Origin of the sequence: Arthrobacter sp. fls2-241-R2A-200, from assembly GCF_030209745.1 — a bacterium.
In the GTDB taxonomy this organism is placed as follows: domain Bacteria; phylum Actinomycetota; class Actinomycetes; order Actinomycetales; family Micrococcaceae; genus Arthrobacter.
Map to the genome: position 1 here is coordinate 42514 of NZ_JARVRJ010000009.1, position 25058 is coordinate 67571.

Here is a 25058-nt window from a genome sequence, read left to right on the forward strand (position 1 = left end):
TTGCTGCCTTGGGACGGACGGATCAGAGAAGCAACAGCACCTTACCCATGTGCTCGCCGCTATCGAAGTATTCGTGGGCCTGCTGGACCTGCTCCAACGGGAAAGTCTTCGCTACGAGGGGCTTGATGCGCCCGTCGGTGAGCATTGGCCATACAACCTCGCGGACGGCAGACATGATGATGCCTTTTTCGGCCACCGGGCGCGGACGGAGGGCGGTGCCGATGACGGCGGCGCGCTTGCTGAGGAGCTGCCCGAGGTTGATTTCGGCCTTGGTCCCGCCTTGGAGGCCGATGATGACCAGGCGGCCGTAGTCGGCGAGCGCATCTATGTTTTGTTGCAGGGATTTGGCGCCCACGACGTCGAGGATCACGTCTGCGCCTTTGCCTCCGTTGGAGGCTTTGAGGCTTTCGGGGAAATCCTCCTCGGTGTAATTGATGGCGATGTCGGCTCCGAGGAAGGCTTTGGCCGTACTAACTTTTTCGTCTGTCCCTGCCGTTGTTGCCACGGTGGCTCCGTACGCTTTGGCCAGCTGAATAGCCATGGTGCCGATGCCGCCGGTGGCACCGTGGATAAGGACCGTCTCACCGGGCTGCAGCTGGGCCGTCATGATGAGGTTCGAGTACACGGTCGCTGCGACTTCAGGAAGCGCCGCAGCCGTGATCAGGTCCACGCCCTCGGGAATCCGGAGGACCTGTTCGGCCGAGACCGCAACCTGTTGGGCGTACCCGCCACCGGCCAGCAGGGCCACCACTTTGTCTCCGAGGGAGAAGGCCTTGGTCACGCCGGGACCGAAGGCCGCGATCCGGCCCGATACTTCAAGTCCGGGGATGTCCGAGGCGCCCGGAGGCGGCGGGTAGAAGCCGCGGCGCTGCTGGACATCGGCCCGGTTCAGGCCGGCGGCGACGACGTCGATCAGCACCTCGCCGTTGCCCGGCACCGGAGCAGGGACTTCCCGGATGTCGAGGACCTCGGGCCCGCCAGGCTCTGAGATGTAGACGGCTTTCATGACGAACTCCCGGTTTCTTGCTTGTGCTCCAGCCCCGGGGCAGGGACTGGTACGGGCTGTTTTGGTACAGCCAACTCCCTATGAAAGACTACTAGGCAGGGAAGGTTGTCCGAGCGGCCTAAGGAGCTGGTCTTGAAAACCAGTGTGCGGTAACCCCGTACCAAGGGTTCAAATCCCTTACCTTCCGCCAATGCAGTGCCCCGGGTTCCAGCCCGGGGCACTTTTGCGTTTTCATTGAAAGTGTCAGACCCCCCGCATAGTCTTCTCAGTGTCTCCACCATCTTCGGATACCGCCGAATCTTGGCAGCAGAACAACAACGGGAGCTTGACGTATGCCTACCCCTGATATCACCCCCGGCGCTCCATGCTGGATCGACCTCATGACCACCGATACGGAGAAGGCGAAAGCTTTCTATACAGCCCTCTTCGGCTGGACGTATGAAACAGGCGACCAGGAAACCTACGGCGGTTATATCACCGCTTCCAAGGATGGCCGTTTGGTTGCCGGCATTATGCAGAAGCAGGAAGACATGGGCGGCATGCCCGATCTCTGGTCCACCTACCTGCGCACGGACGATATCAAAGCCACCACCGAAGCTGCCGCCGCGAACGGCGGCCAGGTGTATATGGAACCCATGGATGTCCCCGAACAGGGCGCCATGGCTATGTACGCTGATTCATCCGGAGCCTCCGTTGGTGCGTGGCAATTCGGGCAGATGAAGGGCTTCCAGCTTGCTGCGGAGTCCGGCGCTCCGGCGTGGCATGAACTCCTCGCCAAGGACTATGAGTCTGCTGTGGCGTTCTACCGGAACGTCTTTGGGTGGGAAACCGCCGTCATGAGCGACACCCCGGAGTTCCGTTACACCACCTTGGGCTCCGGCGACGACGCCAAGGCAGGCATCATGGACGCATCCGGATTCCTTCCGGAGGAAGTTCCCTCCATGTGGAGCGTGTACTTTGCCGTGGACGATGTAGACGCCACTGTGGAGCGGGCCGTGGGCCTCGGCGCCTCGGTGATCCAGCCTGCCGAGGACACGCCTTTCGGGCGGCTGGCCACCGTATCCGATCCCACCGGCGCGGTTTTCAAGGTGGTACAGGCCCTGAACCCGGGCGCGTAGGGCTACAAAGCTGACACCTTGAGGCAGGGCCGCTCAGTGAGTGATGGGCGGCCCTGAACCGCCGTTAACCCTTGAGAATGCCGCGCGCGATTTCATCCGCATCGCGGAGGGTGCGCTGCCCACTTGAGTAGACCGGCCCGGCGAGCGGTCGCGCCTCTGCGGCAATCGCAGTCCCCCATTGTGACGCCGAAAGTTGCAGGCCCAGAATATACAGACCCTCGGTGACGGAGCCGTTGGCAGCGACCGGGCGGTACGGATGTGGCTCCACGTCCAAACCTGTGGTCTGCATGGGCATTCCTTCAACGCTCATCATGATCTTGGGCCGCACCAGCCCATCAGCGAGGAGCTGTTCCAGCAGCGGGGAAACATTGACGCCCACCCTGTTTGCCGGCGACATCGCCTCAATGAGGGTCCTGGCTTCGGCTGGCGAATCGCGTACCCACGGCGACGTCGCCCGAAACACCCGCGCGCCCCGGTCCACCGTGAATTTGGGGTCGGGCCCGACAAAACTTACGACGCCGGCGCGCGCCAACGCGGCCAACTGTTCCGAACGGATGGCGGGCGGACCACTGGCCAACCCTTCGACGAACGCTTCAAACCAACCCCGTAGCCCCGCCAGCCAGGATTCGTCCGTTATCCCGCCGTCGGCTACTACGGATTTGAGGATGGCGCGGCCTGTGTGGAGGGCTCCGATGGCCATCTTTATCGGATCCGATTCACCCAAGGCAGATCGTCGTGCGTCGTCGTCCAAATAGGCTGTGACCGCTGCGTCCAGTTCCTTACGGGAGCCGAACGTGCGGCCGGCCAGCGGGGCGGCGAGTGCTCGTAGGTTCAGCCGGCGGCAGGCCAGCACATGCTTTTCAACCAGATCCCCTACGTCGTGTTCCCAGTTCGCGGTGGTGTGCGCGTGGGGTTGGAGCGCATCCGCAAGATCAGCCAGGAATTGGGCCGCATCACGGATAGCAGCGGGCTGTGAGGCCGCCAACGTCGAGTAGTAGGCCCACAACGCGTCCCGGTGCAGCAGAGGCCACAGGTCATGGTCAAAACCAGGCTGGATGCCGGCAGCGCGGAACCGGTCCACGGCATCCTCGGTCAGGTACCTCATAGTGATGCTCCGCGGATAGTACCCAGCCAAACCCGCTTTGGCCCGATACGGCGTTCCGCGGCGTGAGGCGGCTATGATCTTGGGCTCCCGGCCGGACGCACGGTATTCGAGTACCCCGGCACCCGGCAGGCCGGCGTCGACGAACTTGCCACCGCGGCCCTCAGTCAGCTGACCCATGACGTCGAAAAAGTTAAGGCCCATGCCCCGCACCAGGACTGGTTCGTTGTCAGGCACGGCCTGCCAGTCGACATCCGCCGGTGCTGCTGGGGGGAAATAACGCAAGCCGCGCTCTTCCGCGGCGCCCTGGAAGGACCGCTGCTCGGGATTCAACCGGGATTCGATGTGGCCCAGGGCCAGCACCACGGAGTCGACGGTGAGCGTCGCGCCGTCGGCCAGTTCGACGTCGAACATCCCATCCCGGCGTCCGGCGGGGCGGACCGCAAGCGCTGTCGTCTCCCTAAAGGTGACCGCGACGCCGTCGGGTAGTCGCTCAAGGACCGACTCCAGGGTTTGGCGCAGGTACCGCCCGTACAAAGCGCGGCTGGGGAAATCGTGGGACTCGAGGGTGGCCAGCTCCGCCTTTTCGGCGTCGTTCAAACCGATGCCATCACGACGCCGAAGTTCGCGCCACTGGTCAAAAGAACCGCCGGCCAAAGGGGGTGCCAGTTCGGCGTCTTCGGGGATGAGCGTGGGATAGAACGCCTGGGTGTTCATCAGGTACAGCCGGGATTGTTCCGGCTGCCACACGTGTCCCGGGCCCGCTTGGTAAGGATCGACGACGTCGATCTGCAAGCGTCGCGCGCCCACTGAACGTCCCATCGGCGCCCAATTCGCGAGCAACCGCTCAAGGACGCTGGTGCCCCGAGGGCCTGCCCCGATCAGGGCAACACGGTTGGTTTCGGATATAGCCACGCTCAAGCTTAACTTCCTGTGACTTGCTTACCGCTGAACAGTGTTGCTTGGATGGGCCCATGACCACCACAGAAGCTGATCACACGCCACTTCCCGGGGATGGCGATGCCATCGACGGTAAACCCAGGGGCCGCCACGCTGCGGAGATCGCCCCCATGCCAACGGATGAGAACATCTGGCTTGAAGACATCCACGGCGATCAACAGCTTGCTTGGGTCCGTGAGCAGAACGCCCGCACCGAGGAATTGTTGGAGGACTCCGATTACGCGGCAGTCGAGGCCGGAATCCTCGAAGTCCTTGATTCGACGGACCGCGTCGCCATGGTCAACAAACGCGGAAACTTCTACTACAACTTTTGGAAGGACCAAGAGCACCCCAAGGGCCTCTGGCGACGGACCACGTGGGAGAGCTACCTTACAGACGCTCCCGAGTGGGACGTGCTGCTGGATGTCGATGCATTGGCCGATGCGGAAGGGGTGGAGTGGGTCTTCCACGGCGCCGGTTTCCTGCGCCCTTCAGACGGTGCCGCCTACCGTTTGGCCATGGTCTCCCTCTCCCCCGACGGCGGTGACGCTGACCGCCACCGCGAGTTCGACGTCGAGACCCGCACTTTTGTCGAAGGGGGCTTCGACCTGCCGACGGCGAAGGGGAACGTTAGCTGGCTGGACGCTGACACACTCTTGGTATCCAGCACCGCCGATGGCCTGCCTGCGACCTCATCGTCGTACGCCCGCACTGGCGTGAAACTCTGCAGAGGCCAGGCCCTTGCTGATGCTGAGCGGCTCTTCGAAATTCCCGAGGACCACATGCTGGCCATGGTGGCCCACGATTCCACCCCAGGTTATGAGCGGACCTTCGCCGTTGATTACATCGACTTCTACAACAGGAATACCTGGCTCCTGCGCGAGAGTTCGTGGGTGAACATTGACGTGCCCACGGATGTGAATATCAGCGCCCACCGGGATTGGTTGTTGTTCCGTCCACAAAAAGACTGGCAAGTAGATGGCCACACGTACCCGTCCGGGTCCCTGCTCGCTGCGGACTTTGAAGGGTACCTGGCCGGTTCGCGCCAGTTTGTGGTGCTCTTTTCGCCTGACGAGCACACGTCCCTGCAGTCATGGAGCTGGACCAAGGACTACCTGCTCCTGAACTTGTTGCGCGACGTTTCCTCCGAGATCCGAGTGCTCGACCCGTCCACATCCGACGCCAACGGCGGCTGGCGCTCCACCGTGTTGGACGCGTGCCCGCCCCTCCACGACGTCAACGCCTACGCCGTGGACGACGAGGATACCGATCAGACCGGTGCAGGCAACGACTTCTGGCTCGTGGCCACCGGGTTCACCACTCCAACCACGCTCACTCGCGGGACTCTCACCCCGGGTCCGGACGGCGAGGTCATGAGCCAACACTCAGAGGTCAAACGGTCGCCGTCGTTCTTCAATGAAGCCGGGTACGAAGTGCAGCAGCATTTCGCGGTCTCTGCGGATGGAACACGCATCCCTTATTTCCAAGTGGCATCCAAGGATTTGGTGCTGGACGGCCAAAACCCCACCCAGTTGTCCGGCTACGGGGGATTCGAGATCTCCCGCACGCCCGCGTACTCCGGAACGATCGGACGGGCTTGGCTCGAGCGCCGCACGTCGTCCGACGGCGGCGACGCTCCCCACGCACGCGGCGGGGTCTACGTTGTGGCCAACATCCGCGGCGGGGGCGAGTACGGACCTGCTTGGCATCGCGCGGCGTTGCAGGAAAACCGGCACCGGGCCTACGAGGACTTCGCCGCAGTGGCCAGGGACCTCATGACGCGCGGGGTTACCAGCCGGCGTCGCTTGGGTTGCGTAGGCGGCTCCAACGGTGGACTCTTGGTCGGCAACATGCTCACCCAGTACCCGGAACTCTTCGGCGCAGTGTCCTGCGGGGTGCCGCTGCTGGATATGCGGCGCTACACCAAGCTCTCCGCGGGATACTCGTGGATTGCCGAGTATGGGGACCCGGATGTGCCCGAGCAGTGGGAATTCATCCGGACCTTCTCGCCGTACCACCTGCTTCGGGACGGCGTGGACTACCCGGAAACGTTCATTTGGACGGCGACCTCCGATGACCGTGTAGGACCTGTGCAAGCGCGGAAAATGGCGGCACGAATGCAAGCAATGGGCATTCCCAACGTCTGGTTCCACGAGGCCCTCGAAGGTGGGCACGCCGGTGCCTCGGACAACCGCCAAGCCGCTGCCCTGCAAGCCCGGAGCAACCACTTCCTGTGGCGTTCGCTGGCGGGCGCCAAGTAGGGCGGGCCAGTTCAGGCACCCGGCTTGGGCCGGGTTCGGACCGGGTTCGGGCCGGGGTTCGGACCCGACTCGATGGTTCGCTGCGCAGGAGGCCGGGCGCACGGCACAGTTGGCAGGGAACCACCGAATCGGGCGCTTCCCGGGCTGTTTTGCGCTAGACCACAGGTTCTGCGTATCCTTGGTGGGCTAGCAATAGCAAACGGAGACGTGCCAGAGCGGCCGAATGGGCTTCACTGCTAATGAAGTGTGGGGCACAACTCCACCGGGGGTTCAAATCCCCCCGTCTCCGCGTTGTGTGATGAGTCGAGACATCCTTCACGGATGAGTCGAGTCATCGGTTACACCCCGGTCTTCGGACCGGGGTGTTTTTCTTTGTCCGGATTCTCTGGGTTGGTAGTTCTTGGTGGGGTCGATGGTGAGTTCGCGGATGATCTCGCCGGTGGTTGCGTTGCTGATGGTGACGTCGGCGTCGTGGATGAGCATGAGGACGTGCGTGCCGGCGTGGGCGCGGCCGATGCCGAGGTGGCGGAGGCGTCCGGCATGGCGGAGGGTGAGTTTCCCGAATTTGTCGACGCGGTCAACGCGGCGGCGCCAGTGGTCTCCTTGTTTCGCTCCGGCGGGTGCTGCTTTGGGTGTCGCGACGTAGGCGGCGGCGGGCGTTCGGCGGCCCAGGGCGCGGTGGGGGCGTTCGTGGTTGTAGATCTGCCGGAACTTGTCCAGTTGTTCGTTGAGGTCTTTAAGGGTGTGGGCGCGGGGCTGCCCGGTGAGCCAGCGTTTGAGGGTTTGGTGGAACCGTTCGATTTTTCCTTGGGTTTGTGGGTGGCTGGGGGATCCGTTTTTCTGGGTGATGCCTAGGGCGTGGAGTTGGTGTTCGAAGGCGTTCCGGCCGCCCCGGCCGCCGGCGAGGCGGGTGGTGTAGACCATGCCGTTGTCGGTCAGGGTGGAGGCTGGGAGGCCGTAGTCCGCGGCGGTGGCCAGGAAGGTGGTCACGACGGTGGTGACTGTGACGGGTCTGAACGCGGTGCAGGCCAGAAGATAGCGGGAGTGGTCATCGAGGAAGTTCAGGATCTCGGTGTCCGTGCCGTCGGCCAGGGCCCAGTGGGTGAAGTCGGACTGCCAGGTTTCGTTGGGCTGGTGGGCTTCGAAGCGGTGCAGGGACGCTTTGGGGCGTTTCTTTGGTTCGGGGGTGATCAGGTCTGCGGTGTGCAGGACCCGCCGGATGGTCGAGGTTGAGGGCGGTTGGAGTGCTTCGCGTTCAAGGTGCCAAGCGATTGTGACGGGCCCGGCGTCCAGGCCGGCGATTACCAGTTCGCGGCGTAGTGCCAGGATGCGGTTGGTCATGGCTTCGGTGGTTCGGTGGGGGTTGGTCAGCGGGCGTTTGGGTCGGGGCTCGACGGCCTCGATGCCTCCTTCTGCTTCGCGCCTGAGCAGTTCGTGGACCCAGCGGCGGCTGACTCCGTAGCGGCGGGCTGCGGCCGTGATGGTCAGGCCTTGGTCACGGACGGCGAGGACGATGACTTTCTGCTTCGACATGAATCATGCTCGGCCACAAAAGTGTGAACGATGTCCCGACTCACCGGGGAAGTGTCACCTGAGAACGATGTCCCGACTCACGTGTGAACTATGTCGTGAAACTACACACCCCCGTCTCCGCGTTGTGATGTAGCGGGACATCCCTTACGGATGTGTCAGGACATCATTGACACCCCCGGTCTTCGGACCGGGGGTGTTTTGTTTTTTCGGTTGGCAGCCGCGGGCTGGGTCGATGCTGAAGTCGGTGAGGATTTCGCCGGTGCCGTATTCGACGGCGGTGACGTCGGTGTCCCGGACGAGCAGGATGATGCGTTTGTGTTTGTGGGCGCGGCCTATGCCAAGACTGTCAACGATGTCTCGAAGTGGTCCCCGCTTTCGACCGGACCACCTGCGTTTAAGGGGTTCTGTCCCTGGGCCGGCGCCTCATTCCCGGGGAGGCAGCGGCTAGGGATTTGCCTGCTTTCGCTTGGCCCCTCCGCTGACTTCCGCACCGGCGTGCCGGTGCAGAGTAAGGCTGTCGGCTGTGCTGATGAGCATCAGCGCCGCCATAGCAAGGAACGCCCCTTTGTAAACCCCCACGTGATCGGGACCGAACAGATGTGACGTCTCAAAAGATCGGAGGAACAAAGCGGCTATGGCGATTCCACCAGCGGCGGCCAGCTGAACCAGCGTTGCGGAGATCGCGTTGGCCGAAGGGAGCTGGGCCGGAACGATGTCCGCGTACTGCACTGAGGCATAGGCCGAGAAACCGATGGAACGGAACGCTCCACTGAAAAGTAGAAGAGTGAAGATGAGCGGTTCAGGTGTCTGGGCCGTCAGGAGAGCGCACATCGCGAACGTCAGGGCTGACGCGAGTGACGCGAAGACAAGGACTGGCTTGAACCCAAAGCGACGTATGAGTGGAGTCGTAGCGGGCTTGATGCCGATGTTACCCACGAAGACTGCGGCGACCATGACCCCGGCCTTCAACGGGTCCCACCCGAACCCGTCTTGGAACATCAGGGGCAGCAGGAATGGCACCGAACTGATGGTCAGACGGTAAACGAAGCCGCCAGTCGACGTCGTACGGAAAGTCTTGGTCGCAAAAACAGCGAGGTTGAACAGCGGAACCCTCGCCTTGGACATCCACCAGACAGCTCCCCCGAGGGAAAGCACACCGCCGACGACCGTTACACCGGCCAGCAAGTTGGACCCGCGCCCGCCGAGGGCTTCAAGGCCCACCACCAACGCGCCGACCCCCAGGGTGGTGAGCGCCAAGCCAAACCAATCGAGTCGACGATCGGAGTCGAAGTTCGTTCGTGGAACCAGGCGCAGGGCTGTTATGAGGGCAGCGATTCCAAGCGGAACGTTGATGAGAAAAATCCAGTGCCAGGACAGGAAGGTGGTGAGGGCACCGCCTACCATCGGAGCCAGCACGGGCGCGAGGAGGCCCGGCCACACCAGATAGGCGGTGGCTCGCAGCAGCTCGGACTTAGGGGTGCCGCGCAAAACCACCAGCGTTCCGACGGGGACCATCATGGCACCGCCCACGCCCTGGGCCACACGGCTGAGCGTAAGCACCGGCAAGCCCGTGCTGAGCGCGCAAAACAGCGACGCGATGGTGAATATCGAAATAGCCAGGCAAAAGACCCTGCGGGCACCGAACCTTTCAGCGAGCCAGCTGCTAAGAGGAATTCCCATGGCCACCGTCACCAAGTATGCGGTCATGGTGACATTGATATCAGCCGGGGCCGCATGGAAATCCGAGGCGATGCTGGGGATCGCTGTGGTGAGGATTGTTCCATCCAGGAACTCCATGAAGAACGTCGCTGCAACCAGAAGGGCCAGTTGCGGCCGCCACGAGCTCTCCGCGGCGTCGACGGTTTGGATATCTCTGGGATTTAAGGTCATGGCTCCGGTCCAAGGTATGCCTGGTCCAACCGTGGGGCGGACACGGACGGGTTTCTCTGATCCTAGCCGGAACGCGTGATAGCGCTCACAAGATGACGTCCCAGCTAGCCTGCCTGGGCCAAGGCCAACGGGAGCACCGCTCCTACGCCGGCTTGACGCAACGCCCGGGCCGACACAGTCATGGTCCAACGGCTGTCTATAAGATCGTCCACCAAGAGGACCGGCTGTCCATCGATCCCGGTAAGGCCTTGGGCTAACTCCGGGCCCACCACGAGGCGGTCCCAGACTCCCGCGAGCCTGTACGCGCTGTTGCCCCCGCGGGAGCCCGCCGGGCCGCCGTGAGCGATCTGCAGTTGGCCCAAGTAGGGCATACGACCAATACCGGCAATTCCTCGGGCAAGCGAGTCAACCAGCAAAGGCTTACTCCGCGAAGGGATACTGATCACGGCCGCTGGCCGTCCTGCGCCACTCCACGCGGGACCCCCTTCAGCGCCCGACCATTCGCGCAACACCTGCACACACGCTGTCAGCATGCCCGGGTCTACGGAGCGGTCGGGGGCGCCCGCCGCGAACAGGTCCCGGAGGGCGCCACCCCAGCCCAAGTCGGTGAGCCTCGCCAAAGCACGCCCTCCGGCCGCGTTCTCGTCTGGCCTGATCTTGCCTTTGACGGCAACGCCAAGACGATCCATCCCTGAGGGCCACTGGAGTCGTGGTTCGATCACAACGCCGGCCCGGCGCAAGGTTTGCCCCGCGGCGTCGGCGGCGGACGCCGCTATGTCCTCGGGAAACCATCGACCTGCACAATTATCACAGCGACCACAGGCGGTGGCGCTCTCGTCATCCAGCACGGAGGTGATGTACTCCATGCGGCAGCCCGCCGTGTCTTGGTAGATCACCATGGAGTCCTGCTCATCGACACGGGCCTCCGCGATACGCGCGTAGCGCTCGGCATCATAGGTCCAGGATCGTCCAGTTGCTTTCCACCCCCCGCCGACGCGTTCGACAGCTCCGTCCACGGCCAAGACTTTCAACAGGAGCTCCAATGGCGTTCGTCGAAGATCCACTCGCGCCTCCAGGGCAACCGTGGAAAGGGCTGCCCCTGCCTCACCGAGAACCGACAATACGGCGGCTGCTTTCTCAGCTGATGGCATGGACGCCGTAGCAAAGTACTGCCAGATTTCACGGTCCTCAGCTCCTGGGAGGAGCAGTACGTCAGCGTTGGCCGCTCCGCGCCCGGCACGACCAACTTGCTGGTAGTAAGCGACCGGTGATGAGGGCGCACCGAGGTGGATCACGAACCCCAGATCCGGCTTGTCGAACCCCATGCCCAAGGCGGAGGTGGCCACAAGGGCCTTCACCTTGTTCTCCTTGAGTAACTGTTCAGCCCGCTCCCGGTCCGCCGGATCGGTTCGCCCTGTGTATGAAAGGACGTTATGGCCAGCCTCAACCAAAAGCCGGGCTGTGTCCTCCGCCGCTGAAACAGTGAGAGTGTAAATGATCCCGCTGCCGGGCATCTCAGCCAGGTGGGTCAGCAACCAGCCCAACCGGTCCCGGGAGTCGGGCAGGCTGAGCACCCCGAGCCGCAGCGACTCACGGCCAAGGGCCCCGCGGATGGTCAGCACGCCCTCACCGAGCTGCTCCTCGATATCATGCACCACCCTTGAGTTCGCCGTTGCAGTGGTAGCAAGGACCGGAACCGATGCCGGCAGTTGGGCTATCAAGTCGGCAATGCGACGATAATCGGGACGGAAATCGTGCCCCCAGTCGGAAATGCAATGAGCCTCGTCAATAACCAAAAGGCCCGTCCTGCGGATGAGCTCCGGAAGCTGGTTTTCCCTGAAAGACGGATTGGTGAGCCGTTCGGGAGATACAAGGAGCACGTCGACCTGGTCCGCAGCCAGCTGACCCAGCACGCTATCCCAGTCGAGCGCATTGGCAGAGTTTATGGCGACAGCCCGCACACCTGCGCGGGCTGCTGCCGCCACCTGGTCCCGCATGAGCGCGAGCAAGGGCGAGACGATCAGCGTCGGACCTGTTCCCCGCCGGCGCAGTAGCAATGACGCCACAAAGTAAACAGCGGATTTTCCCCAGCCGGTGCGCTGGACCACCAACGCGCGCCGCCCCTCGTCGACCAAAGCCTCAATAGCCTCAAATTGGCCGTCGTGGAACGTGGCTTCAGGGTGCCCCACCAGTTCGCGGAGGCATTGCAGGGCGTCCTGTCCGGTAGGTGATTGCACTGAAACTGAAGCATTCGGGGAGTTGTTGGCCATCACTCCAGTATTCCAGTCGGTCATGAGGGCCGGAATCGCTGGGCCTCCTATGTGGACAACAGCAGCCAAGGCCCATCGGCTGTCCACAGACAGCGGCCGGTATAGGTGCCGAATTGCGCGTCCACAGTAGGATTGAGCCCGTGACTAAAGAGCAGAACAAGACATTCGACCTCTCCGCTTCCTTCAAGGCGTATGACGTCCGTGGCATCGTGGGTGAGTCCATCACGGCCCAGATCGTCGAGGCCGTCGGTGCTGCGTTCATTGACGTCCTGGGCCTCGAGGGCGGCACAGTGCTGGTTGGTGGCGATATGCGCCCATCTTCACCGGAGTTCAGCGAAGCCTTCGCCAAGGGTGCAGCAACACGGGGAGCCAACGTGCAATTGCTGGACCTGATCTCCACCGATGAGCTTTATTACGCATGCGGGGCCCTCAATGCTGCAGGCGCCACGTTCACGGCGAGCCACAACCCTGCGCAGTACAACGGCATCAAAATGGCCAAGGCCGGAGCGCAACCCATCTCTTCTGAGTCCGGACTTAAGGAAATTCAAGCCCTCGCCGAGCAGTACCTGAACGCCGGCGTTATCCCCGCCGCGGCCAGCCGCGGGGAGATCGGCGTGCACGATGTCCTCAAGGACTACTCTGTGTACCTGCGTCAACTGGTTGATCTCTCCGGTTCCCGTCCGCTGAGGATTGTGGTCGACGCGGGCAACGGAATGGCGGGCCTGACCACACCGGCGGTCCTGGGCGACAGGTTGCTTCCGGCCCTGCCGTTCGAGATCATCCCGCTGTACTTCGAACTTGACGGCTCGTTCCCGAACCACCCGGCCAACCCGCTGGAACCGGAGAACCTCCGCGATCTCCAGGCCGCCGTCATCAAGCACGGCGCCGACATCGGCTTGGCGTTCGACGGCGACGCTGACCGCTGCTTTGTGATCGACGAAAACGGTAACCCGGTTTCCCCTTCCGCCATCACTGGCATGGTCGCCCGCCGCGAGATCGCCAGGGCACAGGCAGCGGGCGAACAGACCCCCGTCATCATCCACAATCTCCTGACGTCCAAGGCCGTTCCGGAGCTCGTAGCTACAGACGGCGGTCGCGCAGTCCGGACCCGCGTGGGGCACTCGTTCATTAAGGCCGTCATGGCCGAGGAAGGAGCAGTCTTCGGCGGGGAACACTCGGCCCACTTCTACTTCCGCGATTTCTGGAACGCGGACACCGGAATGCTTGCCGCCATGCACGTCCTCGCCGCCTTAGGAGAGCAGGACCGTCCACTGTCCGAGCTCGGACGCCAGTACGAGCCCTACGTCTCTTCCGGGGAAATCAACTCGGAGATCGAGGACAAAGCCGGAGCGGTGGAGCGCGTCCGCGTGGACTTCGAAAATGAAAACGTAGAAATCGATCATTTGGACGGCAGCACCTTCACTGCCAAGGACGGTAGCTGGTGGTTCAACTTGCGTCCATCCAACACCGAACCATTCCTCCGGTTGAACGCAGAGGCCACGGACCAGCCCACCATGGAAAAGATCCGTGACCGTGTCCTCGCCCTGGTCCGGGCTTAGGAGCCGGACAGTATGAGCGAATTGGGCACCGGCGATGCCATCCCGGACAACGGAAATTCCGGCGATACCCCGTCCGGGGAACCAGCTGCGTCAGCGGAATTTACTGGTCCGCAGGAGTCGGTTCAGGATAGGGAGTTACGGGAAACCCTGGGAACCGGGCTAGGCACGGCTCAGGAGCATCTCCAACAGAACGGCGGATTCTTTCCCTTCGGCGTAACGCTCTTAAATGATGGAGAGCTAAGGGTTCTCCTCGTCACCCCCGGCGAGCCCGATGAGGACGGGGAAGTCGATGCCGGAAAGATGCTGGACGATCTTCATGAGCTGCTTCGCCAAAGCCGTGACGAGTTCCGGGCCGCAGCAATCATTAGCGATGTCAGCCTCCCGGAACACGGCTCCGACGGCATTCATGGTGCGGCCGAGCACCGGGATGGAAGCGTGCGCGCCGCCATCATTCCCTACACCCCGGGTGCTGAGGGCTTCGTCTTTCAGGCGATGGAACCCGACACCCACGAGCCATCCATTTGGGTGGACGAGAGCTACCTAGGCTGAATCCATGAAGATCAACGCCTTCGCCGATGTCAGCCTTCGCGCCATCATGGTGTTGGCGGCGGTTCCTGAGGGCGCCCTGCTGACCACTCAGGCGGTGGCCGACGCAGTCGGAACACCGTACAACCATGTCAGCAAGGCAATGGTTCGTTTGCGCTCGCTCGGCTTTATCGACGTTGAACGTGGCCGTCTGGGCGGTTCGCGGCTTAGCGAATCCGGGCGTAAAGCCACCGTTGGAACGCTCCTCCGCCATTTGGACAGCCGGCAAGACCCCGCCGAGTGTCAGTCAAGCACTGGGGATTGTCCGCTCATCACCGAATGCGCACTGCGCCATGCCATGAGTCGCGCACGTGAGGCTTTCTACCAGGAGCTCGACGGAGTAGTCATCTCATCGCTCCCCCATGCTCGACAAATGAACCCGGTTTTCCAGTCCATCGGCCTCCGGCCTGAATTCAGGAAGCCCGCGGCGCAACTCTGACCAAAGCACTCTGACCAAAGCACGACGGCGGCCCGTCACCCTTCAACCGAGGGTGACGGGCCGCCGTCGTTCACTTAAGAACGCCGTTGTTCCTAAGAGGTCTAGGCCAGTCGGGCCTTAAGGCCATCCAGCTCGGACTGCAGTGCCGCCGGGAGTGATTCGCCGAAGTTGGCAAACCACTCCTCGATGGATGCCAGCTCGGTTGCCCACTCGTCCGGATCCACCCGAACAGCGGCTTCAACCTCGGCCGGAGTCATGTCCAGGCCTTCCAGATCGATGGCTTCACCGGTCGGAACAAAACCGATCGGCGTCTCCACCGCCTCAGCCTTGCCTTCGAGGCGCTCGATAGCCCATTTAAGGACGCGGGCGTTGTCGCCGAATCCGGGCCATGCGAATCCACCCTCAGGTGTGCGTCGGAACCAGTTGACCAAGAAGATCTTGGGCAGACGGGCGGGGTTGGCCTTGGCGGAAAGGTTCACCCAGTGGTTCAGGTAGTCACCCGCGTCGTAACCGATGAAGGGAAGCATCGCCATTGGGTCGCGGCGTACAACCCCGACGGCGCCGGCAGCCGCAGCGGTGGTTTCCGAGGACAGCGTGGAGCCCATGAAGATGCCATTTGACCAATCGCGGGCTTCGGTCACCAGCGGGATGGTGGTCTTGCGGCGGCCACCGAAGAGGATTGCGGAAAGTTCCACACCATCCGGGCTGAAGTACTCCTCAGCGAGCATGTCGATCTGGTCGATCGGCGTGCAGAAGCGCGAGTTGGGGTGCGCCGCAGGTGTATCCGAGTCCGGAGTCCAGGAGTTGCCCTGCCAGTCGGTCAGGTGCGCTGGAGTTTCCTCCGTCATACCCTCCCACCAGACACCGCCGTCATCGGTGAGGGCCACGTTGGTGAAGATGCTGTTGCCCTTGGCGATGGCGCGCATGGCGTTCGGGTTGGTGCCCCAGCCGGTGCCGGGAGCAACCCCGAACAGTCCTGCTTCAGGGTTGACGGCGCGGAGCTCACCTTCTTTGCCGAAGCGCATCCACGTGATGTCATCACCGAGGGTTTCCACCTTCCAACCCTTAATGGTGGGGTCCAACAGCGCAAGGTTGGTTTTTCCGCAGGCCGACGGGAAAGCAGCGGAGACGTAGTAGGTCTTCTGCTCAGGGGACGTCAGCTTGAGGATGAGCATGTGCTCAGCCAACCAGCCTTCATCGCGGGCCATGACAGAAGCAATGCGCAGCGCAAAGCATTTCTTGCCGAGCAATGCGTTGCCACCGTAGCCCGAACCGAAGGACCAGATGGAGCGTTCTTCGGGGAAGTGCACAATCCACTTATCCGGGTTGCAGGGCCATGCGACGTCGGCCTGACCGTCTTCCAGCGGAGCGCCGAGGGAGTGCAGAGCCGGAACGAAGAATGCATCGGTCTGCGTAATGCGGTCCAGGACGTCGGTGCCGATGCGGGCCATGATGCGCATTGAGGCAACCACGTAGGCGGAGTCAGTGATCTCGACGCCAAACTTGGGATCCTCTGCATCAAGGTGACCCATGACGAAGGGGATGACGTACATGGTGCGGCCGCGCATGGAGCCCGCGAACAATCCGCGCAGCTTCTGCTTCATCTCGGCCGGAGCCATCCAGTTGTTGGTGAAGCCGGCGTCGCGCTTGTTTTCGGAGCAGATGAAGGTCTGCTCCTCTACGCGGGCAACATCGGCCGGGTCAGAGAACGCCGCGAAGGAGTTGGGGAACGTTTCCGGGTTCAACCTCTGCAGGGTCCCGGCTTCGACGAGTTCGTCCGTTAGTTTCTTGTTTTCTGCTTCACTACCGTCAACCCAGTGGATTCGCTCGGGCTGGGTCAGTTCGGCAACTTCCTCTACCCAAGCCAGAAGGCCAGCATGCGTAGTAGGTGCCTTCTCAAGCAGCGGCAGTCGCGCCAGATCGCCCATTGCGGTTCCCTTCCTCGGGTTCAGTGGTGTGTCCTAAACGATAGGGGCCGCGGACCAGACCAATCCGTTGTCAGACATATGACGTCCACCTACGCAAAAAGCAAAAACCTCTAGAAATCAAGGGAGCGGACGCAGAAACGCGACATTTAAGTGACTAAGGTCACGTAGACCGGTCTAGTCGGCTAGGTAACACCAGTTGGATTTGGAACTTCACATGAACTTCTGTAAAGTTTATTGAGGTTCGAGGGGGTCTGAGAAACAGACTGCCGCGAAACACGAAAATGCGCCCATAGCTCAGCTGGATAGAGCGTCTGTCTACGGAACAGAAGGTCAGGGGTTCGAATCCCTTTGGGCGCACAAATCAAGACCCGCATCGGTTAGCCGATGCGGGTCTTTTTGTTTCTCCAGCAGGACAATTTCTCCCGGGCCGCGCAAGCCCGCCAGAGGCAATGCGCAAGCCTACCTAAGGCAATGAGCAGCAGCGCGCGTGGGCACCCCGGGCCTGCTCTGCGGCTACTCAGTAGGGCGCGGGAGGGAGACCTGCCCCCACTCGCGCCCCAATTAACCGTCCCCAACTAGTCGCGCACGGCCTCTTCGATACGGCGCCGAATACCGTCAAAATGCCGGTTAAGCAGCTCGGCGGCCAGGACTTTATTGCCCGCCGCCACTGCCGCGTAAATGCTGCGATGGTTCGCGGCGGTCTTGATCAGGTCCTCATTGCCGGGCCCGATCTCCAGATGGATCTTTCGGTACACCTTCCAGAACACGCCCATCAGGTTGATGAGGAGTTCATTGTTGAGGGGTTCGAATAGTCTGCGATGGAACTCGGCGTCGGCCATGACGAAGTTTTCCCCGGCACCCGCCAGCTCCTCCATCTGCTTGACCGACTCTTCAATGCTGGCCAGCTGTTCTTTGGTCATGACATCGATGGACGAGCCGATAAGTCCCGACTCAAGTGCTTGACGCACGTCAACCAGCTGCAACGCTTCGAGCCCCTGGTGACGAAGCGATAGTCTTCCCCGGAACGTGAGTCCGTCTGCGAGCGCGTCGAAGTTAGTGGGCGCCACGAACATGCCGAAACCGTGGCGGATCTCGATGACGCCGAGCGCCTGCAGGACTTTGAGGGATTCACGTAGCGTGTTGCGGCCGACGCCGAGTGCCACGGATAGCTCATTCTCTGTCGGCAAGGGATCGCCCGCCTCGAGCTCACGCTCCAGGATCAGTTCCATAATGTCCGACTGCAAGGCTCGCAGCCTGGTCTGTGCGCTGAACCGCGCTTGCGGGACTACACCGGAAGTTGTCATGGCGCTCTCCTTGCAAATGCACCAACCGGGAGTTCGGAGGGTTCGGATGCTCCAATTCCGGACGGTGCAGCGTTAATGTTGAGGCGAGCTTATTACCCGCCGCAGAATCAGTGACTCGCGACATACAATATCGGATGTCCCACCTCCTTCATAGGTCATGTGGCCAAATCCGTCGAGATTTCGCCTGCCCGCACAGCCTCCGTTCTGCTGGATCATTCAAACCGCCTCCATGCGGAAGGGCTGTCTCGACGGCGTTCTGCACAGCTTGACCTGCTGATGATCCAGCAGAACGTAGCGATGCACGAGTAGCCCTGCGTTGCGGGGCCCGCTCTGCACCCCTAAACACGCTCAAACCCGGCAAAGCGGGCCCCGCAACGCAGGGGGAAGCGGCGGTAGGCTTTCCACATGACTGCCGAGAACTCCCGCGAATTTGACGTCATTGTGATCGGCGCCGGCGCCGTAGGAGAAAACGTTGCGGACCGGGTGGTTCGAGGCGGCCTGTCTGCCGTGATCATAGAGAACGAACTGGTGGGCGGCGAGTGTTCCTACTGGGCATGCATACCTTCGAAGGCACTCCTGAGGCCGGGCAGCGTGCTCCACGCAGCCCAGGGAATTCCCGGCGCAGCTGAAGCTGTCACCGGAACAACCGACGCCCACTCCGCGCTGCAGCACCGGGATTGGTTCACCAACAACTGGCAGGACAGCAGCCAAGCGGAGTGGTTGGACAGCGCAGGCATCGAACTCATTCGCGGCCGGGCCCGCATCACCGGCCCACGCGAGGTCCTCGTGGATGGGCTCGACGGCAACAGCTATGCGCTCAAAGCACACCATGCCGTGGTGGTGGCCACCGGTTCCACCCCCTCCATTCCAGACATCGATGGCCTCAGCGACGTGCCCTTCTGGACCACGCGCGGAGCGACGGCAGCCAAGGAAGTTCCGAAGCGATTGGTGGTCCTCGGCGGTGGGGTCGCCGGCGTCGAACTGGGCCAGGCCTTCGCTCGACTCGGATCCGAGGTGGCCGTGGTGGCCCGGGGTCGGCTACTGAGCAGCTACCCGGAGGAGGCCGCCAGCCTGGTGTTGGCCGGGCTTCGGGCCGACGGCATCGACGTCCGCCTTCACACCGACGTCGCGAAAGTCGAGAACAACGACGACGGTTCCATCACCGTGACCCTCAACGGCAAGAACCTCACAGCGGACCAACTCCTGGTCGCATCCGGACGCCACCCCGCGCTGGCCAATCTTGGCCTGGAAAACGTTGGCATTGAGGCCCCTGACGGCAAGCCCCTCCGGCTGACTACTGATCCGAGCGGGCTGGTGGATGGCCCTGCCAGCGACGGCACCAGCGGGCTCTGGCTCTACGCGGCCGGAGATGCCGCCGGCAAGGTCCTCCTGACCCACCAAGGAAAGTACGAGGCCCGCGCCACGGGTGATGCAATCGTCGCCAGGGCCAACGGCAAGCTCCACGGAGCACCGCAACCGTGGAGTCCCTGGGCCCACACGGCCAATGAACATGCGGTCCCCAGCGTTGTCTTCACCGACCCGGAGGTGGCCTCGGTGGGTCTCAGCCTGGAACAGGCGCTGTTGCAGGGCAGGAACGTCACCGGCGTGGAACTCCCCATTGATGTCTCCGGGGCGCAGCTGTACTCCCCCGATTACAAGGGCTGGGCCCAGATGGTGGTGGATGAGGACCGCAAAGTGATCATTGGGGCAACTTTCGTGGGCCCGGGCGTCGCCGAGTTGCTGCACTCCGCCACGATCGCGATCGTTGGCGAAGTGCCCTTGGACCGCCTCTGGCACGCGGTTCCTTCCTATCCCACTATCAGCGAGGTCTGGCTCCGCTTGTTGGAAAAGTACGGCCTCTAGGCACCCTGTCTCGAGCGCATCACCCTATTTGAACTGACCAGTCAGTTCAGTTAGACTTTCAGCAGACACCATTTCTGCGAAAGGCTTCATTGTGCTGTCCGTACAGCAACTCCAGATCACCGGCCGCCGGGGAGACCTCCTTCCAGCTACCTCCCTCCAAGTCCATCGTGGCGAACTCCTCCTCATCTCCGGCGAGGGGCAGGACCAGCGGACCGCGCTGGCACTGGCCCTGAGCGGCCGCATGAAGCCCAGCAACGGGGCGCTGAGCTGGGATAACAAGACCGCAACCAAGAAGATCCGGCTTGCAAGCGCACTGGTGGACTCTCCTGGCGTGAATGAGCCTGAGCAACACCTCAGCGTGCGGGACCTCGTGACCGAAGATCTCTCCCTGATACCCCGCCGCTACCGGGGCGCGCTGTTGAGCAAGCCGTGGTTGAAGGTCCACAGCTTCGAAGACATCGCAGGGCTCTGGATCGAACAAGTTCCGCCCGCGCGTCGGCTGGAGCTACTCACTGCCCTCGCACTGGCAGATCCCGCCACGGACCTCTTGGTGGTGGACTCCCCCGACCGGCACAGCGCCAACCCCGCCACCTGGTTGCCCCGGCTTGAGGCTTTGGCGGCCGACGCCGGGCGGCCACTCGCCGTCGTCGCCGTCGTCGCCTCCTTGCCCGAGAGCTGGGCCGGTGCAGCCGCGGTGATCGGCAACTCGGTGATCCACGCTCCCGAGCCGGAACTTGAGCCCGGCGAGATACCTGAAGCTGAACCGGCAAACGAACGTGCAAATGAACGTGAATCCCAAGAACTCCAAAGGATTGAAAGGTGACTGTTCTGCGGCTGGCCCGCTCCGAACTCAAGCGTATGACCGGCGGGCTTTTGCCCAAGCTGACGATCCTTGCGCTGACCATGGTGCCGTTGTTGTACGGCGTCGTGTACCTCTACGCCAACTGGGACCCTTACGGCAACCTGGACCACATTGATGCCGCGCTGGTCGTCGAAGATTCCGGTGCCACGTCAGCGAACGGAACCCAACTTCAGGCGGGCAAGAAGGTAGCGGACAGCCTGGTTGAGGGCCACGTGTTCAATTGGAAGCAGGTCTCCAGCGCCGCCGATGCCGACGCCGGTGTCCGTACCGGCGAATATGCCTTCGCCCTGCGCATTCCCAAGGATTTCTCGGCCAACCTCGTCTCCCCCGGTAGTTTCGACGCCGCCAACCAGGCCATGCTCCACGTGACCACCAACGATGCCAACAACTACCTGTTGAGCACCATCGTGGACAAGCTGACCACGGCCGTCCACTCAACCGTGGCCAAGGAAGTGGGTGAGGAAACAGCCAACCAGCTCCTCACGGGGTTTGGCACCATCCATTCCTCCATCGTCAAGGCCGCGGACGGGGCATCCGACTTGGCCACCGGCGTCGGGCAACTCAGCGATGGAGCGGCGACGCTGCACAACGGCACCAGCCAGCTTGTCACCGGAGCCGATCAGTTGGTGGCCGGCCAGACCCGGCTCCGTGACGGCGCCAACCAGCTCAACAGCGGTGCTGGCCAGTTGAGCTCCGGGCTCAACCAGCTCAAAAGCAAAACCGCTGCCCTCCCCGCACAGTCCCAACAGCTCGCAGCTGGAGCAGCCCAGGTTGCCGCCGGAAACGCCGAGTTGAACACCAAGGTCCAAGACGTTGCGGCGCAACTTGACGCTGCCGACAAGGGCCTGCGCGAGCGGCTGGTCCAGTCCAACGCGCAGCTCGTCGCCTCCGGCGTGTTGACCCAAGCTCAGGCCGACAAGGTGATGGCAGACTTCGATGCTGCCGCCGCCTCCACCCCGGTCACGGACGCAAAGGCGAAGCTTTCCGGTGACGCTGCCAAGATCCAGCAACTCTCGGACGGCTCAGCTGCCGTCAGCGCCGGAGCCGCCCAGCTCGCCGCTGCGACGCCGGCCCTGACCGATGCCATCTCGCAAGCCGCTGCCGGGGCCGGCCAAGTGAGCAGCGGAGCGGCCACCCTCGCTGCCGGCCAGCAGACAGCACTGGACGGCGCCGCCAAGCTCGACGACGGCGCCCACCAGCTCGATACCGGCGCTGCACAGCTGGCTTCCGGCGCTTCCACAGCGTCCGACGGCGCCCACACCTTGGCCTCGGAACTCGCCAAGGGCGCCGGCCAAGTCCCGAATCCCAACGATGCGCAGAAGAGCAGCGTCTCCAAGGTCATTGCCGATCCCGTAGCAGTGGATAACGTTTCGCAGGCCAAGGCTGGCTCCTATGGTGCCGGGCTTGCTCCCTTCTTCATGACGTTGGCACTCTGGATCGGCGTCTTCATGTTGGTCCAAGCCATGCGCCCCATCACCCAACGGGCACTTGCCTCGAACGCGGCGTCCTGGAAAGTCGCCGTCGGAGGCTGGCTGCCGTTCTTCGTAGTGTCAGTCGTCCAGGCAAGCATCCTCACTCTGGTGGTGGACCTCGGCCTCGGCTTGAAGCCCTCGCATCCGATCGGGATGTGGCTCTTCATGCTGGCTGCAGTGATGGCCTTCAGCGCTATCATCCAAGGCATCGTGGCGCTCATGGGGACCCCCGGGAAGTTCGTGGTCCTGGTCCTGTTGGTCCTCCAGCTTGTGTCCTCCGGAGGCACCTTCCCTTGGCAGACCACACCGATGCCGCTCCACGTGGTGCATGAGGTCTTGCCTATGGGCTACGTGGTGACCGGCATGAGACACCTGATCTACGGCGGGGATCTCAGCATGATCTGGCCCACCGTACTGGGCTTGGTTGGTTACACTTTGCTGGGAGCGGCGTTGTCAACGCTCGCAGTCCGCAAACATAAGGTGTGGACCCTCAAGACCCTGAAACCGGAGATCGCAGTATGAGCACCACCGAGCCGGTCGCTACGGATTCGACGTCGGATTCAACCGCCGGTTCCGCTTCCGGGAGCAAGAAGCTCCGGCCGGAACGAACCAATGCCACCAAGCAGCGCTTGTTCGAGGCCTCCATGGAGCTTATTGGGGAGCGCGGCGCGGCCGGCGTTACCGTGGACGAAATCGCCGCAGCCGCTGGCGTATCCAAAGGCACCGTCTACTACAACTTCGGCAGCAAATCTGACCTGATCGCGCAGCTGCTGCGCCACGGGGTGGACATTATGCTCGCGCGACTCCAAGCCATTGAAGGCCAGACGAATGACCCCTTGGAATCGATGACGAACATGGTGGACCAAGCCATGGTCTTCATGGACAAGTATCCGTCCTTCGCCCGGCTTTGGGTGAGCGAGAACTGGCGTATGCCCGGCGAGTGGAGCTCCGTGTTCACAGAGCTACGGGCTGAGTTGTTGGCAGTTATTGGCGCGGCAGTGGAGCGTGTGGCTGCGGGATATCAAGTGGACACGAGCATCGCCCGGGGCAGCCTGGAAGCGGCGATTTTCGGAGCCATCTTCGTGGTGGGCCTGGACCGCCAGACCTACAACCCCGAGAGGTCCCGCGAGCAATGCGTCGCGGCGGTCATGACCATCATGCACGGGTACGTGATCAAGTAGCCCGCCTTACACTCACGTTGCGAGGCCCGCTCTGCGGGGTATCGGGCACTCCTAGCCTGCAGAGCGGGCCCCGCAACGGTATCCAACTGCAATCTACGACGGCGTGGCGCGGTGCCGCCGTCGTAGATGATTAACCTCATGCGTCACATGGGGAACAGCGGAAAGCTTGCGGTAGTGGCCGCGTTCGTGTCACTTGGTCTCCTGGCGCTGGCCGCCACTCTGCTCGAAGAAGTGCTCCTATACCTCTTCTTGGCCGCCGTTGCGGTCTGCTACCTGGCCTCGATGGTGCAGGTCTTCAACCGGCGGCGGTACGTCATCGTTTTTCTCGGCGCGGCCGGAACCAGCTTGTTCATCGGTTTCAGCATTGCATTCCTGCGCATATGGGGGCTGGCCTTCAGGCAGGACGGGGACGCGATGGGGAGCGCCGTGAGCAGCACGGACTCCGACATCTACTTCTACTTGGCGGCCCTGGCAGGCTGCGGAACCCTGGCTCTGATGTTTCTTGGGGCCGTGCTGCCATCGTTCGGTTCGCGCGCCGCCGCTGCCCCCAAAAGGGCCGTCCCTGCGGCCAAGCGAACGCCCGCTGCCCGCAAGCCCGCCGCACGCTCGACGTCGGGCAAGTCGCCGACGTCGGGCAAGTCAACGACGTCGTCCAAGTCCCCGACGTCGTCCAGGCCCACCAATCGGCCCGCAACCCCACGTAAGACAGCCTCCAAACGCTAACCAGCCTCCGCACGCACTTGCGGGGCCCGCTCTGCAGGCTTCGCGGGCTTCTAAGGGTGCAAAGCGGGCCTCACAACGGGGGCGGCGGGCCGGTTTCGGGTGCCACCCAGAACCGCGGTGGCTACGCCTAGAAGCAAAATCAGGCCGCCGGCGATTTCAGGCAGCGAGGGAACTTCGTTGAGGACCAGCCACGCGGCAGTCATCCCCACCACCGGAACCAGCAACGTGAAAGGCACGACGTCGGAGCTCGGGTAGAGCGTCAGAAGACGATTCCAAATCCCATAACCCACCAACGAGGCGAAAACGGCCGTGTAGACGGCGCTGAGAATAGTCGCAGGCTGCAGATCGGACACAGTTGCCCATACCGTGTCCGGCCCATCAACCATCAGCGACAGCCCAGCCAACGGAAGCGGCACTACGGCACCGGACCAGACCACCAGGCCCAGCCCGGAAGCTGCCTTGGTGCGGCGCGCGATCACATTACCCACAGCCCAGGACAATGCGGCAGCCAACACGATCATCAGCGGCACCACGGGAGCCACCGCGCTCCGCCCCAGCGCCACCACGCCCAGCCCCGCAATGCCGAGAACCACGCCGGTCAGTTGCTTGCGGCTTGGCCGTTCGTCGAGGACACGCGCGGCAAGGAGAACCGTGAAAAGCACCTGCGCCTGAAGCACCAAGGACGCGAGCCCGGCCGGCATGCCCAAAGCCATTCCCAGATACAACAGGCCAAATTGTCCGGCGCTCATGAAAAGTCCGACGCCGGCAATCGCCTTCCAGCCCACGTCGGGCTTCCTGACGAAAAAGATGAACGGGAAGACGACCAACAAGAAGCGCAGGGCAACGAACAACAGGGGCGGTACCTCATGGCCCTGCGGGTGCAGGCCAAGGTCGATGGCGACGAAGTTAGCGCCCCAGAGGACGGCGACTAGAACAGCGAGGAAAGAGTGGCGAATGGTCACGAGTCCACTCTGACGCGTTAGGCGATGAAGCACCAGCATTGAATTCAGCATCGAACAATGT

The 25058-nt window shown here is 62.7% G+C and carries 18 protein-coding genes and 3 tRNA genes; 13 read left to right on the plus strand and 8 right to left on the minus strand.

Annotated features, from left to right (window positions below; genetic code table 11):
- Positions 1-22: 22 nt before the first annotated feature.
- The gene (locus QRN42_RS10210) at positions 23-1006 is read right to left on the minus strand and encodes an NAD(P)H-quinone oxidoreductase (protein WP_284979076.1); all 984 of its coding nucleotides are present in this window, start codon (positions 1004-1006) and stop codon (positions 23-25) included.
- A gap of 99 nt (positions 1007-1105) precedes the next feature.
- Here QRN42_RS10210 and QRN42_RS10215 point away from each other — a divergent pair.
- Both QRN42_RS10215 and QRN42_RS10220 read left to right on the plus strand, forming a co-directional pair.
- A tRNA-Ser gene (locus QRN42_RS10215) sits at positions 1106-1196 on the plus strand.
- A gap of 142 nt (positions 1197-1338) precedes the next feature.
- Positions 1339-2124 carry a VOC family protein gene (locus QRN42_RS10220; protein WP_284979077.1) on the plus strand — a complete coding sequence of 262 codons (786 nt, stop codon included), beginning with the start codon at positions 1339-1341 and terminating at the stop codon, positions 2122-2124.
- 64 nt (positions 2125-2188) lie between these two features.
- Here QRN42_RS10220 and QRN42_RS10225 read toward each other — a convergent pair whose 3' ends face one another.
- Positions 2189-4141, minus strand: a complete 1953-nt coding sequence (locus tag QRN42_RS10225; protein ID WP_284979078.1) for an FAD/NAD(P)-binding protein — start codon at positions 4139-4141, stop codon at positions 2189-2191.
- A 59-nt stretch (positions 4142-4200) separates the two neighbouring features.
- Here QRN42_RS10225 and QRN42_RS10230 point away from each other — a divergent pair, with 59 nt between their 5' ends.
- Together QRN42_RS10230 and QRN42_RS10235 are read left to right on the plus strand one after the other, a co-directional pair.
- Complete coding sequence (locus QRN42_RS10230) at positions 4201-6426, plus strand: prolyl oligopeptidase family serine peptidase (RefSeq protein ID WP_284979080.1); 2226 nt, start codon at positions 4201-4203, stop codon at positions 6424-6426.
- Positions 6427-6627: 201 nt separating this feature from the next.
- Positions 6628-6715, plus strand: a tRNA-Ser gene (locus QRN42_RS10235).
- 26 nt (positions 6716-6741) lie between these two features.
- On the opposite strand, the gene QRN42_RS10240 is transcribed toward QRN42_RS10235, so the two are convergent.
- From QRN42_RS10240 to QRN42_RS10250, 3 genes are all read right to left on the minus strand, one after another.
- On the minus strand, positions 6742-7959 hold the full coding sequence (locus QRN42_RS10240) for an IS481 family transposase (protein ID WP_284979081.1): 1218 nt from the start codon (positions 7957-7959) through the stop codon (positions 6742-6744).
- A 444-nt stretch (positions 7960-8403) separates the two neighbouring features.
- The gene (locus QRN42_RS10245) at positions 8404-9849 is read right to left on the minus strand and encodes an MFS transporter (RefSeq protein WP_284979082.1); all 1446 of its coding nucleotides are present in this window, start codon (positions 9847-9849) and stop codon (positions 8404-8406) included.
- 104 nt (positions 9850-9953) lie between these two features.
- The gene (locus QRN42_RS10250; RefSeq protein ID WP_284979083.1) at positions 9954-12119 is read right to left on the minus strand and encodes a RecQ family ATP-dependent DNA helicase; all 2166 of its coding nucleotides are present in this window, start codon (positions 12117-12119) and stop codon (positions 9954-9956) included.
- 140 nt (positions 12120-12259) lie between these two features.
- On the opposite strand from QRN42_RS10250, the gene QRN42_RS10255 reads away from it, so the two are divergent.
- The 3 genes from QRN42_RS10255 to QRN42_RS10265 are packed head-to-tail and all read left to right on the plus strand — an operon-like array spanning position 12260 to position 14702.
- A complete protein-coding gene (locus tag QRN42_RS10255) occupies positions 12260-13678 on the plus strand; it encodes a phosphomannomutase/phosphoglucomutase (RefSeq protein ID WP_284979084.1) in 1419 nt (472 codons plus the stop codon).
- 12 nt (positions 13679-13690) lie between these two features.
- Positions 13691-14227 (plus strand): hypothetical protein, encoded by a 537-nt coding sequence (locus tag QRN42_RS10260; protein WP_284979085.1) that lies wholly within the window; start codon positions 13691-13693, stop codon positions 14225-14227.
- Between the two features lie 4 nt (positions 14228-14231).
- Complete coding sequence (locus tag QRN42_RS10265) at positions 14232-14702, plus strand: RrF2 family transcriptional regulator (RefSeq protein WP_284979086.1); 471 nt, start codon at positions 14232-14234, stop codon at positions 14700-14702.
- A 101-nt stretch (positions 14703-14803) separates the two neighbouring features.
- On the opposite strand, the gene QRN42_RS10270 is transcribed toward QRN42_RS10265, so the two are convergent.
- On the minus strand, positions 14804-16630 hold the full coding sequence (locus QRN42_RS10270) for a phosphoenolpyruvate carboxykinase (GTP) (RefSeq protein ID WP_284979087.1): 1827 nt from the start codon (positions 16628-16630) through the stop codon (positions 14804-14806).
- Positions 16631-16913: 283 nt separating this feature from the next.
- Between QRN42_RS10270 and QRN42_RS10275 the strand changes: the two genes are divergently transcribed.
- A tRNA-Arg gene (locus tag QRN42_RS10275) sits at positions 16914-16987 on the plus strand.
- 218 nt (positions 16988-17205) lie between these two features.
- Here the strand turns inward: QRN42_RS10275 and QRN42_RS10280 are convergent.
- Complete coding sequence (locus tag QRN42_RS10280) at positions 17206-17934, minus strand: FadR/GntR family transcriptional regulator (protein WP_284979088.1); 729 nt, start codon at positions 17932-17934, stop codon at positions 17206-17208.
- A 405-nt stretch (positions 17935-18339) separates the two neighbouring features.
- Between QRN42_RS10280 and QRN42_RS10285 the strand changes: the two genes are divergently transcribed.
- The 5 genes from QRN42_RS10285 to QRN42_RS10305 all read left to right on the plus strand — a co-directional run bounded on the left by QRN42_RS10285 (position 18340) and on the right by QRN42_RS10305 (position 24035).
- Positions 18340-19797 carry a dihydrolipoyl dehydrogenase family protein gene (locus tag QRN42_RS10285; protein WP_284979089.1) on the plus strand — a complete coding sequence of 486 codons (1458 nt, stop codon included), beginning with the start codon at positions 18340-18342 and terminating at the stop codon, positions 19795-19797.
- 91 nt (positions 19798-19888) lie between these two features.
- Complete coding sequence (locus tag QRN42_RS10290; protein ID WP_284979090.1) at positions 19889-20620, plus strand: ABC transporter ATP-binding protein; 732 nt, start codon at positions 19889-19891, stop codon at positions 20618-20620.
- Positions 20617-22653, plus strand: coding sequence for a YhgE/Pip domain-containing protein (locus QRN42_RS10295; protein WP_284979091.1), 2037 nt, complete (start codon positions 20617-20619; stop codon positions 22651-22653). The genes QRN42_RS10290 and QRN42_RS10295 overlap by 4 nt, the downstream gene beginning before the upstream one ends.
- Positions 22650-23312 (plus strand): TetR/AcrR family transcriptional regulator, encoded by a 663-nt coding sequence (locus QRN42_RS10300; RefSeq protein WP_284979092.1) that lies wholly within the window; start codon positions 22650-22652, stop codon positions 23310-23312. Before QRN42_RS10295 ends, QRN42_RS10300 begins: the two co-directional genes overlap by 4 nt.
- Before the next feature lie 147 nt (positions 23313-23459).
- On the plus strand, positions 23460-24035 hold the full coding sequence (locus tag QRN42_RS10305) for a hypothetical protein (protein WP_284979093.1): 576 nt from the start codon (positions 23460-23462) through the stop codon (positions 24033-24035).
- A 50-nt stretch (positions 24036-24085) separates the two neighbouring features.
- On the opposite strand, the gene QRN42_RS10310 is transcribed toward QRN42_RS10305, so the two are convergent.
- The gene (locus QRN42_RS10310; RefSeq protein WP_284979094.1) at positions 24086-24997 is read right to left on the minus strand and encodes an EamA family transporter; all 912 of its coding nucleotides are present in this window, start codon (positions 24995-24997) and stop codon (positions 24086-24088) included.
- Positions 24998-25058 lie beyond the last annotated feature (61 nt).

What these genes read in the sequence shown, in the direction of transcription:
- QRN42_RS10210 (WP_284979076.1), bottom strand. Translation starts at nt 1,006, where the DNA reads ATGAAAGCCGTCTACATCTCAGAGCCTGGCGGGCCCGAGGTCCTCGAC.
- QRN42_RS10220 (WP_284979077.1), top strand. Translation starts at nt 1,339, where the DNA reads ATGCCTACCCCTGATATCACCCCCGGCGCTCCATGCTGGATCGACCTC.
- QRN42_RS10230 (WP_284979080.1), top strand. Translation starts at nt 4,201, where the DNA reads ATGACCACCACAGAAGCTGATCACACGCCACTTCCCGGGGATGGCGAT.
- QRN42_RS10240 (WP_284979081.1), bottom strand. Translation starts at nt 7,959, where the DNA reads ATGTCGAAGCAGAAAGTCATCGTCCTCGCCGTCCGTGACCAAGGCCTG.
- QRN42_RS10245 (WP_284979082.1), bottom strand. Translation starts at nt 9,849, where the DNA reads ATGACCTTAAATCCCAGAGATATCCAAACCGTCGACGCCGCGGAGAGC.
- QRN42_RS10250 (WP_284979083.1), bottom strand. Translation starts at nt 12,119, where the DNA reads ATGGCCAACAACTCCCCGAATGCTTCAGTTTCAGTGCAATCACCTACC.
- QRN42_RS10260 (WP_284979085.1), top strand. Translation starts at nt 13,691, where the DNA reads ATGAGCGAATTGGGCACCGGCGATGCCATCCCGGACAACGGAAATTCC.
- QRN42_RS10265 (WP_284979086.1), top strand. Translation starts at nt 14,232, where the DNA reads ATGAAGATCAACGCCTTCGCCGATGTCAGCCTTCGCGCCATCATGGTG.
- QRN42_RS10270 (WP_284979087.1), bottom strand. Translation starts at nt 16,630, where the DNA reads ATGGGCGATCTGGCGCGACTGCCGCTGCTTGAGAAGGCACCTACTACG.
- QRN42_RS10280 (WP_284979088.1), bottom strand. Translation starts at nt 17,934, where the DNA reads ATGACAACTTCCGGTGTAGTCCCGCAAGCGCGGTTCAGCGCACAGACC.
- QRN42_RS10285 (WP_284979089.1), top strand. Translation starts at nt 18,340, where the DNA reads ATGACTGCCGAGAACTCCCGCGAATTTGACGTCATTGTGATCGGCGCC.
- QRN42_RS10300 (WP_284979092.1), top strand. Translation starts at nt 22,650, where the DNA reads ATGAGCACCACCGAGCCGGTCGCTACGGATTCGACGTCGGATTCAACC.
- QRN42_RS10305 (WP_284979093.1), top strand. Translation starts at nt 23,460, where the DNA reads ATGGGGAACAGCGGAAAGCTTGCGGTAGTGGCCGCGTTCGTGTCACTT.